At 73.0% G+C, this 10,888-nt stretch carries 9 protein-coding genes and 1 pseudogene; 6 read left to right on the forward strand and 4 right to left on the reverse strand.

Annotated features, from left to right (window positions below):
- Positions 1-134: 134 nt before the first annotated feature.
- A complete protein-coding gene (locus ABEB07_RS35425; protein ID WP_345672169.1) occupies positions 135-1,100 on the reverse strand; it encodes a DeoR/GlpR family DNA-binding transcription regulator in 966 nt (321 codons plus the stop codon).
- 262 nt (positions 1,101-1,362) lie between these two features.
- Positions 1,363-2,811: an NAD(P)H-quinone dehydrogenase gene (locus ABEB07_RS35430; RefSeq protein WP_164584119.1), complete on the reverse strand. Its 1,449-nt coding sequence runs from the start codon at positions 2,809-2,811 to the stop codon at positions 1,363-1,365.
- Positions 2,812-2,910: 99 nt separating this feature from the next.
- On the opposite strand from ABEB07_RS35430, the gene ABEB07_RS35435 reads away from it, so the two are divergent.
- The 3 genes from ABEB07_RS35435 to ABEB07_RS35445 all read left to right on the forward strand — a co-directional run bounded on the left by ABEB07_RS35435 (position 2,911) and on the right by ABEB07_RS35445 (position 6,284).
- Positions 2,911-3,348: a gamma-glutamylcyclotransferase gene (locus tag ABEB07_RS35435; protein ID WP_164584120.1), complete on the forward strand. Its 438-nt coding sequence runs from the start codon at positions 2,911-2,913 to the stop codon at positions 3,346-3,348.
- 110 nt (positions 3,349-3,458) lie between these two features.
- The gene (locus ABEB07_RS35440) at positions 3,459-4,283 is read left to right on the forward strand and encodes a purine-nucleoside phosphorylase (protein ID WP_176150257.1); all 825 of its coding nucleotides are present in this window, start codon (positions 3,459-3,461) and stop codon (positions 4,281-4,283) included.
- Between the two features lie 354 nt (positions 4,284-4,637).
- Complete coding sequence (locus tag ABEB07_RS35445) at positions 4,638-6,284, forward strand: phospho-sugar mutase (protein WP_345672170.1); 1,647 nt, start codon at positions 4,638-4,640, stop codon at positions 6,282-6,284.
- A gap of 64 nt (positions 6,285-6,348) precedes the next feature.
- Here ABEB07_RS35445 and ABEB07_RS35450 read toward each other — a convergent pair whose 3' ends face one another.
- Entirely contained in the window at positions 6,349-7,050 is a 702-nt protein-coding gene (locus ABEB07_RS35450) for a PH domain-containing protein (RefSeq protein ID WP_345672171.1), read from the reverse strand.
- A 272-nt stretch (positions 7,051-7,322) separates the two neighbouring features.
- On the opposite strand from ABEB07_RS35450, the gene deoC reads away from it, so the two are divergent.
- The 3 genes from deoC to ABEB07_RS35465 are packed head-to-tail and all read left to right on the forward strand — an operon-like array spanning position 7,323 to position 10,599.
- Positions 7,323-8,282 carry a deoxyribose-phosphate aldolase gene (gene deoC, locus ABEB07_RS35455; RefSeq protein ID WP_164586404.1) on the forward strand — a complete coding sequence of 320 codons (960 nt, stop codon included), beginning with the start codon at positions 7,323-7,325 and terminating at the stop codon, positions 8,280-8,282.
- 6 nt (positions 8,283-8,288) lie between these two features.
- Entirely contained in the window at positions 8,289-9,719 is a 1,431-nt protein-coding gene (locus ABEB07_RS35460) for an aldehyde dehydrogenase family protein (RefSeq protein WP_345672172.1), read from the forward strand.
- Positions 9,712-10,599, forward strand: a complete 888-nt coding sequence (locus ABEB07_RS35465; RefSeq protein WP_345672173.1) for an aldehyde dehydrogenase family protein — start codon at positions 9,712-9,714, stop codon at positions 10,597-10,599. The genes ABEB07_RS35460 and ABEB07_RS35465 overlap by 8 nt, the downstream gene beginning before the upstream one ends.
- Before the next feature lie 98 nt (positions 10,600-10,697).
- Here the strand turns inward: ABEB07_RS35465 and ABEB07_RS35470 are convergent.
- Positions 10,698-10,888: pseudogene (locus ABEB07_RS35470) on the reverse strand (hypothetical protein); the annotation flags it as partial.

Here is a 10,888-nt window from a genome sequence, read left to right on the forward strand (position 1 = left end):
TGACCCCCACCCCGGCGTGACAGACGAGGCGCCCGGCCGACCCGCGACAGCGAACCGGCCGGGCGCCTCTCTTCTGCGGTCGTGCTCCTGCGGACGCGCCTCAGCGCCTCCGCAGGCGCCCCGGCGAGCGCGCTTCAGCGCCTGCGCAGGTCCGCCACCCTGGCCGCCCGCTCCGGCCCCGGCTGGTCGCCGGTGAGCGCGGTGGAGCGCAGGGGGGTGGCCCCGCCGCCCGGCACCTGGCCGCGGCGCGGGCCGGGCAGCGGGACGTCGCGGCGGCGGTCGCCGCGGGTCGGGGGCTGTTCGCCCACCGGGTGTCCCGAGGGTCCGGCCACGGAGATCTGGACGCCCTGGTCGGCCAGGGCCTGGAGCTCGGTGCCGGCGCGGTCGTCGTGGGCCGGGGGCTCGTCGGTGACCAGGCGGGTGATGAGGTCGGTCGGCACGGTCTGGAACATCGTGTCCGCGCCGAGCTTGCCGTGGTCGGCGAGGACCACGACCTCCGCCGCGGCCTGGACCAGGGCCCGGTCCACCGAGGCCGACAGCATGTTGGACGTGGACAGGCCCCGCTCGGCGGTGAGGCCGCTCCCGGAGAGGAAGGCCTTCGACACCCGCAGCCCCTGGAGCGACTGCTCGGCCCCGGACCCGACGAGGGCGTAGTTGGAGCCGCGCAGCGTCCCGCCGGTCATCACGACCTCCACGCGGTTGGCGTGGGCCAGGGCCTGGGCGACCAGCAGGGAGTTGGTGACGACGGTCAGCCCGGGCACCCGGGCGAGCCGTCGGGCCAGTTCCTGGGTGGTCGTACCGGCCCCGACGACGATGGCCTCGCCCTCTTCGACGAGGCCCGCGGCGAGGTCGGCGATGGCCGTCTTCTCCGCGGTCGCGAGGTGCGACTTCTGCGGGAATCCGGACTCCCGCGTGAAGCCGCCGGGAAGTACCGCACCGCCGTGCCGGCGGTCGAGGAGTCCTTCGGCCTCCAGCGCGCGCACGTCCCGCCGTACGGTCACTTCGGAGGTCTGGACGACGCGGGCGAGTTCACGGAGCGACACGGCACCGTTCGCTCGCACCATTTCGAGGATCAATTGGCGACGTTCAGCAGCGAACACGAAACTGACAGTAACCCCAGCGACCGTCTGCTTTCAGCAGTTTGCGCCGAATAACAGAAGTTGTTCGCACAGGGGGGCACCAGGTGGTATAGGGCCTAGTCTCGCCGCCTATGCCGCTCGCATGGTCGAGGGCCGCACGGAGCGGGCGGCACCGGCCGCCGGACGGCCGGAAGACCCGCCCGCGCACCGGACGACACACCACCTGACCAGGCAAGGCGCCCGGCCCGCAGCCCGCCGCCCGCTCCCCCGCGCGCCCCGGCAGCTACGCCTCGGCCGATGCCTTCCGCCCGTGCAGCTGGCGAGCCACCTCCGCGATCGACCCCGAAAGGGACGGGTACACAGTGAAGGCGTTCGCGATCTGTTCGACCGTCAGATTGTTGTCGACGGCGATCGAGATGGGGTGGATCAGTTCCGAGGCGCGCGGCGCCACGACCACACCGCCGACCACGATGCCGGTGCCCGGCCGGCAGAAGATCTTGACGAAGCCGTCCCGGATGCCCTGCATCTTGGCGCGCGGGTTGCGCAGCAGCGGCAGCTTCACGCAGCGGGCGTCGATCTTGCCGGCGTCCACGTCGGCCTGGCTGTAGCCGACGGTGGCGATCTCCGGGTCGGTGAAGACGTTGGAGGAGACCGTCTTGAGGTTCAGCGGGGCCACCGCGTCGCCCAGGAAGTGGTACATGGCGATACGTCCCTGCATCGCCGCCACCGAGGCCAGGGCGAAGACACCGGTCACGTCACCGGCCGCGTACACGCCCGGAGCGGTCGTCCGCGACACCTTGTCGGTCCAGATGTGACCGGACTCGCGCAGCTTGACGCCGGCCTCCTCCAGGCCGAGCCCGGCGCTGTTGGGGACGGCGCCGACGGCCATGAGGCAGTGCGAGCCGGTGATGACGCGCCCGTCGGCCAGCGTCACCTCGACGCGGTCGCCGACCCGCTTGGCCGCGGCGGCGCGCGAGCGCGCCATCACGTTCATGCCGCGGCGGCGGAAGACGTCCTCCAGGACGGCGGCGGCGTCGGGGTCCTCGCCGGGCAGCACGCGGTCCCGCGAGGACACCAGCGTGACCCGGGAGCCCAGCGCCTGGTAGGCGCCGGCGAACTCGGCGCCGGTGACGCCGGAGCCGACCACGATCAGTTCCTCGGGCAGCTCGGTGAGGTCGTAGACCTGGGTCCAGTTGAGGATGCGCTCGCCGTCGGGCTGGGCGTCGGGCAGCTCGCGCGGGTGGCCCCCGGTGGCGATGAGCACGGCGTCCGCGGTCAGCGTCTCCTCGCTGCCATCGGCCGTGGAGACGACGACCTTGCGCGAGCCGTCGAGGGCCTGCATGCCCTCCAGCCGGCCGCGCCCGCGCATGACCCGCGCGCCGGCGCGCGTCACGGAGGCGGTGATGTCGTGCGACTGCGCCAGCGCGAGCCGCTTGACCCGGCGGTTGACCTTGCCGAGGTCGACGCCGACCACCCGGGCGGCCTGCTCCATGGGCGGGGTGTCGTCGGCGACGATGATCCCCAGCTCCTCGTACGAGGAGTCGAAGGTGGTCATCACCTCGGCCGTAGCGATAAGGGTCTTCGACGGCACGCAGTCGGTCAGCACCGACGCTCCGCCCAGACCGTCGCAGTCGACGACGGTCACCTCCGCGCCGATTTGAGCGGCGACCAGCGCCGCTTCGTATCCGCCGGGTCCGCCACCGATGATCACGATCCGAGTCACGTACTCCATTGTCCCGCACTCCTCAAGGTGCCACTGCCCCGGGGCGGCGCACGGCCCCCACCCGCCGGTACGCCGGTGGCGCGGCCCCGCCTGCCGTACGCTTCGCCCATGTCGCTCTACGCCGCGTACGCCGGCAATCTCGACGCGCGGCTGATGTCCCGCCGCGCCCCGCACTCGCCGCTGCGCGCCACGGGCTGGCTGAACGGCTGGCGGCTGACCTTCGGCGGCGAGCACATGGGCTGGGAGGGCGCGCTGGCGACCCTGGTGGAGGACCCGATCTCCCAGGTCTTCGTCGCGCTGTACGACATCGCCCCCATGGACGAGGACTCCCTGGACCGCTGGGAGGGCGTCGGCAACGAGGTCTACCGGCGCATGCGGGTGCGCGTGCACACCCTGGACGGCGAGGAGCCGGCCTGGGTCTACGTCCTCAACGGCTACGAGGGCGGCCTGCCCTCCGCCCGCTACCTGGGCGAGATCGCGGACGCCGCGGAATCGGCGGGCGCCCCGCACGACTACGTGATGGAACTGCGCAAACGCCCCTGCTGACCCGCGAACACCACCCGCCGCACCCTCGTCGGAAACGACAAGACAACGATCGCATTCCCGTGAGCTCCGTCATCTACGCGCGTAGGCCGGAAGCGGCTACCCTCATCCGCGTGAACGCATCTCTTCTTCCGGACGACATCCAGGGCGATCCCTACGCCGCCGCCGACGCCGCCGCCGCGCGCCTGCGCGCACTGACCGGCGCGGAGACCCACGACGTCGCCCTCGTGATGGGCTCCGGCTGGGCGCCGGCCGTCGACGCCCTGGGCGCCCCCGACGCCGAACTCCAGGTCACCGAGCTGCCCGGATTCCCGCCGCCGGCGGTGGAGGGCCACGGTGGCAAGATCCGCTCGTACACCATCGGGAACAAGCGCGCCCTGGTCTTCCTCGGCCGCACCCACTACTACGAGGGCCGCGGCGTGGCCTCCGTGGCGCACGGTGTGCGGACCGCGGTGGCGGCCGGCTGCAAGACGGTCGTCCTGACCAACGGCTGCGGCGGCCTGCGCGAGGGCATGCGCCCCGGCCAGCCGGTCCTGATCAGCGACCACATCAACCTGACGGCGACCTCCCCCATTGTCGGCGCCAACTTCGTCGACCTGACCGACCTCTACTCCCCGCGCCTGCGCACCCTGTGCAAGGAGGTCGACCCCACCCTGGAAGAGGGCGTCTACGCCCAGTTCCCCGGCCCGCACTACGAGACGCCGGCCGAGATCCGCATGGCCCGCGTCATCGGCGCGGACCTGGTGGGCATGTCCACGGTCCTGGAGGCCATCGCCGCCCGCGAGGCCGGCGCCGAGGTGCTGGGCATCTCCCTGGTGACCAACCTCGCCGCGGGCATGACCGGCGAGCCCCTCAACCACGAGGAGGTCCTCCAGGCCGGCCGCGACAGCGCCACCCGCATGGGCAGCCTCCTGGCCCAGGTCCTGGACCGCCTGTAAGCCACCGCCCCCCGCGGACCGGCACCACCCGCCGCGGAAGGGCCGCCACGCTTCCCCGCCCCCACGCCGGAAGGCGACCGGCCCCCGCCCCCACCGGGCGGCAGCCGCACGACGAACGGGAGCGGGCCGTGGGGGTGCGTCCAAAGCCCGCCGCATACTGCGGTCCCTCCCTACCCGGACGAAGAAACTCAGGGCCGTACGTCCGTGCGCGGCGGGCTGGACGCACCCCCACGGCCCCGACCCACCGCCCAGCAGGCGCCCCACGGGACACCGCACCGCCAGGCACCGCACCGCACCGCCCCGCAGGGCACCCGCACCGCACCCGCCCCACCACACCGAGAGGCTGACGCAACCGTGCACGACGACCTCATCGCACAGGCCAAGGCATGGCTCGCCGAGGACCCCGACCCGGACACCCGCGCGGAACTCGCCGAGCTCATCGAGGCGAACGCCACCAAGGAGCTGGCCGCCCGCTTCGCCGGCACCCTCCAGTTCGGCACCGCCGGCCTGCGCGGCGAACTCGGCGCCGGCCCCCTGCGCATGAACCGCTCCGTCGTCATCCGCGCCGCCGCCGGCCTCGCCGCGTACCTGAAGAAGCAGGGCGTCCCGCACGGCGACGACACCGCCGGCCTCGTGGTCATCGGCTACGACGCCCGCCACAAGTCGGCGGACTTCGCCCGCGACACCGCCGCCGTCATGACCGGCGCCGGCCTGCGCGCCGCCGTCCTCCCGCGCCCGCTGCCCACCCCCGTCCTCGCCTTCGCCATCCGGCACCTGGGCGCGGTCGCGGGCGTGGAGGTCACCGCCAGCCACAACCCGCCCCGGGACAACGGCTACAAGGTGTACCTGGGCGACGGCTCCCAGATCGTCCCGCCCGCCGACGCGCGGATCGCGGCGGAGATCGACGCGATCACCACCCTCACCGCGGTCCCCCGCCCGGACTCCGGCTGGCAGACCCTCGGCGACGACGTCCTCGACGCCTACCTGGCCCGCACGGACGCCGTCCTCGCCGAGGACTCCCCGCGCACCGTCCGCACGGTCTACACGGCGATGCACGGCGTCGGCAAGGACCCCCTCCTGGCCGCCTTCGCCCGCGCGGGCTTCCCGGAGCCGATGCTCGTCGCCGAGCAGGCCGACCCGGACCCGGACTTCCCGACGGTCGCGTTCCCCAACCCGGAGGAGCCCGGCGCGATGGACCTGGCCTTCGCCAGGGCCCGCGAGACGGACCCCGACCTGGTGATCGCCAACGACCCGGACGCGGACCGCTGCGCGGTGGCCGTCAAGGACGGCGCGGACTGGCGCATGCTCCGCGGCGACGAGGTGGGCGCGCTGCTCGCCGCCCACCTGGTGGCCCGCGGCGCGCGCGGCACGTTCGCTGAGTCGATCGTGTCCTCCGCCCTCCTCGGCAGCATCGCCGCACGCGCGGGCCTGCCGCACGAGGAGACCCTGACCGGCTTCAAGTGGATCGCCCGCGTCGAGGGCCTGCGCTACGGCTACGAGGAGGCCCTCGGCTACTGCGTGGACCCGGACGGCGTCCGCGACAAGGACGGCATCACCGCGGCCCTGCTGATCACGGAACTGGCCTCGCAGCTCAAGGAGCAGGGCCGTACCCTGCTGGACCTCCTGGACGACCTCGCCGTGGAGCACGGCCTGCACGCCACCGACCAGCTCTCGGTCCGCGTCCAGGACCTGTCCCTGATCGCCGACGCGATGCGCCGCCTGCGCGAGCAGCCCCCGACCGGGCTGGCGGGCCTGCCCGTCACCCGGACCGAGGACCTGACCCAGGGCACCGAGACGCTGCCGCCGACGGACGGCCTGCGCTACACGCTCGACGGCGCCCGGGTGATCGTCCGCCCGTCCGGCACCGAGCCGAAGCTGAAGTGCTACCTGGAGGTGGTGGTCCCGGTGACGACACGGGCGGACCTCGCGCCGGCGCACGAGAAGGCGAAGGAACGGCTGACCGCGATCAAGGAAGACCTGGCGAGGGCTCTGGGCATCTGAAAAAGGCGGGCGCTCAGGCGCCCGCCTTTTCAATCCACCACCGGCCCGGACACCCCAACGCGCCTCAGCCCACCACCAGCAGAACGATCAGCACCAGCGCCCCGGCGACCGCGGGCCCGAGGATCTCGTAGGCCCACCGCACCGACACCTCGCCCTGCGCGCTCTCCTCGTTCTCCCGCGCCTCGTGGAGCTCCCGCAGCTCGGTCATGAACTGGTCGCCCTCGGCCCGGATCGGATCCCCGGCGGCGCCGCCCCCGCTCAGCCCGCGGGTGCTGCCCCCGCGCCCGAGCCCTCCGCGGCCGCCGACGCCGAGCCCCGCCCGGCCGCCCGCCGCGCCCTGCTCCCCGGCGGTGGCGGCCCGCGCCTCCTGCCGGGCGGCCCGCTTGCGCGCCCGCAGCGAGACCGGCACGGCCCACATCTGGTACTTGTCGCCGGCCTTGGTGAGGACCTCGTTCGAGTACCCGGAGCGCAGGACGGCGACCTGCCCCCAGGGCAGCACGATGAGGCGGAACGGGTTGCGCACGCGCAGCCGGTCGGAGTTGACGTACACGGCGGGCCGGAGCGTGAAGGCGACGACGAACGGCACCACGAGGATCATCCCGGCGAGCGCCAGCCAGGGCGTGCGGCCGTCGCCGGTGAACATGGCGTCGAAACCGAGCCACAGGACGACGGCGAGCAGCACGACGCCGCCCGCGATGCCGCCGGTGGACCGGTTGACCCGGTCTTTGTACTCGGGGGCGGGGGGCTCGTGCGCGGGCGTCGTCATGGTCCCGATTCTGCACGCCCCGGCACCCACCACAAACCAGCACCCCCTACTGCCGCCACCCCCGCCCCACCGCCCCACCAGCCGCACCCGCCCCACCACGCACCGCGACCACCCGCCCCCGCTCCACCACACACCCACACCCACACGCGCACCCACACCCGCACCCGCGCTCACACCCGCACCCGCACCCGCGATCCACCCCCACCCGAACCAGCCCCCGATCCCAAGGGCTGTACAGCCGCTACGCGCGTAGATATGCTCATCTGGTGACCATGCCCACCACTGCCCCCACCTCCCCGGCCCCAGCCGACGTCACGTCGTCCGACAGCTCACTGCGCCGCTTCCTGCACGGACTGCCCGGCGTGGACGCGGTCGGCCTGGAGGCGCGCGCCGCCGCCCTCGGCACCCGTTCCATCAAGACCACCGCGAAGGCGTACGCCATCGACCTCGCCATCTCGATGGTCGACCTGACGACGCTGGAAGGCGCGGACACCCCGGGCAAGGTCCGGGCGCTCGGCGCCAAGGCGGTGCACCCCGACCCCACGGACCGCACCACGCCCACCACGGCCGCCGTCTGCGTCTACCCCGACATGGTGGCCGCCGCCAAGGAGGCCGTCGCCGGCTCCGGCGTGAAGGTCGCCTCGGTCGCCACCGCCTTCCCGGCGGGCCGCGCGGCGCTGGACGTCAAGCTGGCCGACGTGCGCGACGCGGTCGCCGCCGGCGCGGACGAGATCGACATGGTCATCGACCGCGGCGCGTTCCTGTCCGGCAGGTACCTGAAGGTGTACGACGAGATCGTCGCCGTGAAGGAGGCCTGCGGCACGAGCGCCCGGCTGAAGGTCATCTTCGAGACCGGCGAGCTGTCGACGTACGACAACATCCGCCGCGCCTCCTGGCTCGGCATGCTCGCCGGCGCCGACTTCATCAAGACCTCCACCGGCAAGGTCGCCGTCAACGCGACCCCCGCCAACACCCTGCTGATGCTGGAGGCGGTGCGCGACTTCCGCGCGCAGACCGGCGTGCAGGTGGGCGTGAAGCCGGCCGGCGGCATCCGCACCACCAAGGACGCCGTCAAGTTCCTGGTGCTGGTGAACGAGACCGCGGGCGAGGACTGGCTGGACAACCACTGGTTCCGCTTCGGCGCCTCCTCGCTGCTGAACGACCTGCTGATGCAGCGGCAGAAGCTGGCCACCGGCCGCTACTCCGGTCCCGACTACGTGACGGTGGACTGATCCCCCATGGCTTTTGAGTACGCACCCGCCCCCGAGTCCCGCGCGGTCGTCGACATCGCGCCCTCGTACGGGCTGTTCATCGACGGCGAGTTCACCGAGGCGGCCGACGGCAAGGTCTTCAAGACGGTCTCCCCGAGCACCGAGGAGGTGCTGTCCGAGGTCGCCCAGGCGGGCGAGGCGGACGTGGACCGGGCCGTGCGGGCCGCCCGTACGGCGTTCGCGACGTGGTCGGCGCTGCCCGGCTCGGAGCGCGCGAAGTACCTGTTCCGCATCGCCCGGATCATCCAGGAGCGCAGCCGCGAGCTGGCGGTGCTGGAGACGCTGGACAACGGCAAGCCGATCAAGGAGACCCGCGACGCGGACCTTCCCCTGGTCGCGGCCCACTTCTTCTACTACGCGGGCTGGGCGGACAAGCTCGGCCACGCCGGGTTCGGTGTGAACCCCCGGCCGCTGGGCGTGGCCGGCCAGGTCATCCCGTGGAACTTCCCGCTGCTGATGCTGGCGTGGAAGATCGCCCCGGCGCTGGCGACGGGCAACACCGTCGTCCTCAAGCCGGCCGAGACGACCCCGCTGTCCGCCCTGTTCTTCGCTGACATCTGCCGCCAGGCGGGCCTGCCGAAGGGCGTCGTCAACATCCTTCCGGGCTACGGCGACGCGGGCGCCGCGCTGGTGGCGCACCCGGACGTGAACAAGGTGGCGTTCACCGGTTCCACGGCCGTCGGCAAGGAGATCGCCCGCACGGTGGCGGGCACGAGCAAGAAGCTCACCCTCGAACTGGGCGGCAAGGGCGCGAACATCGTCTTCGACGACGCCCCGATCGACCAGGCCGTCGAGGGCATCGTCACCGGCATCTTCTTCAACCAGGGCCAGGTGTGCTGCGCGGGTTCGCGGCTGCTGGTCCAGGAGTCGATCCACGACGAACTGCTGGACGCCCTCAAGCGCCGTCTGTCGACGCTGCGCCTGGGCGACCCGCTGGACAAGAACACCGACATCGGCGCGATCAACTCCGCCGAGCAGCTGGCCCGGATCACCGCGCTCGCCGAGCGGGGCGAGGCGGAGGGCGCCGAGCGCTGGTCGCCGGCCTGCGAACTGCCCACGTCCGGCTACTGGTTCGCCCCGACGCTGTTCACGCACGTCACCCAGGCGCACACCATCGCCCGTGACGAGATCTTCGGCCCGGTGCTCTCGGTGCTCACCTTCCGCACCCCGGACGAGGCGGTCGCCAAGGCCAACAACACCCAGTACGGCCTGAGCGCGGGCATCTGGACCGAGAAGGGGTCGCGGATCCTCGCCGTCGCGAACAAGCTGCGCGCGGGCGTGATCTGGTCCAACACGTTCAACAAGTTCGACCCGACCTCGCCGTTCGGCGGGTACAAGGAGTCGGGCTTCGGCCGCGAGGGCGGCCGCCACGGCCTGGAGGCGTACCTCGATGTCTGAGCGACTTTCTGTCTTCAAGACCTACAAGCTGTACGTCGGCGGGAAGTTCCCGCGTTCGGAGAGCGGCCGGGTGTACGAGGTGACGGACTCCAAGGGCAACTGGCTGGCCAACGCTCCGCAGTCCTCCCGCAAGGACGCCCGGGACGCGGTCGTGGCCGCCCGCAAGGCGTTCGGCGCGTGGTCCGGCGCGACGGCGTACAACCGGGGCCAGATCCTCTACCGCGTCGCGGAGATGCTGGAGGGCCGCAAGGCGCAGTTCGTCCGCGAGGTCGCCGACGCGCAGGGCCTGTCGAAGTCCAAGGCCGCCGAGCAGGTGGACGCGACGATCGACCGCTGGGTCTGGTACGCGGGCTGGACGGACAAGATCGCCCAGGTGACCGGCGGCGCCAACCCGGTCGCGGGCCCGTACTTCAACCTCTCCTCCCCCGAGCCGACCGGCGTCGTGGCCGTACTGGCCCCGCAGGAGTCGTCGTTCCTCGGCCTGGTCTCCGTGGTGGCCCCGGTGATCGCGACCGGCAGCACGGCGGTGGTGATCGCGAGCGAGAAGTCCCCGCTCCCGGCCCTCTCGCTGGGCGAGGTGCTGGCCACCTCCGACCTGCCGGGCGGCGTCGTCAACGTCCTGTCCGGCCGTACGGCGGAGATCGCGGCGCCGCTCGCCGCGCACCAGGACGTCAACGCGATCGACCTCGCGGGCGCCGACGAGGCGCTGGCGAAGGAGCTGGAGATCGCCGCGGCCGACAACCTCAAGCGCGTGCTGCGTCCACAGCCTGTGGACGACTGGGCGGCGACGCCGGGCACCGACCGCATGACGGCGTTCCTGGAGACGAAGACGGTCTGGCACCCGACCGGCTCGCTCGGCGCCTCCGGCTCCGCGTACTGAGCCGCGTCGCGGACCGCACCACAGACCGGAGAGCCGCGCCTCCCCTCCGTCCGGGGGCGGCGCGGCTCTCCGCCGTGTGTCCGGGTCCCGCGCGGGCGTCAGCGCAGCGTCTTGGCCGCCGGGCCGACGACGGGCACCGCGGCGACCGACGGCGCCTCGGCCACCGGGCCGGTGAGCTGGTGGGAGCTGACCGGACGGAAGTCGGCGACCTGGGTGCCGACGCTGTTGTCGAGCGGGTCGACGCCGGTGCCGGCCAGCGGGTTGGGCTTGAGGCCGGCGACCGGTCCGG

It is taken from the genome of Streptomyces similanensis (assembly GCF_039543625.1).
Lineage (GTDB): Bacteria > Actinomycetota > Actinomycetes > Streptomycetales > Streptomycetaceae > Streptomyces > Streptomyces similanensis.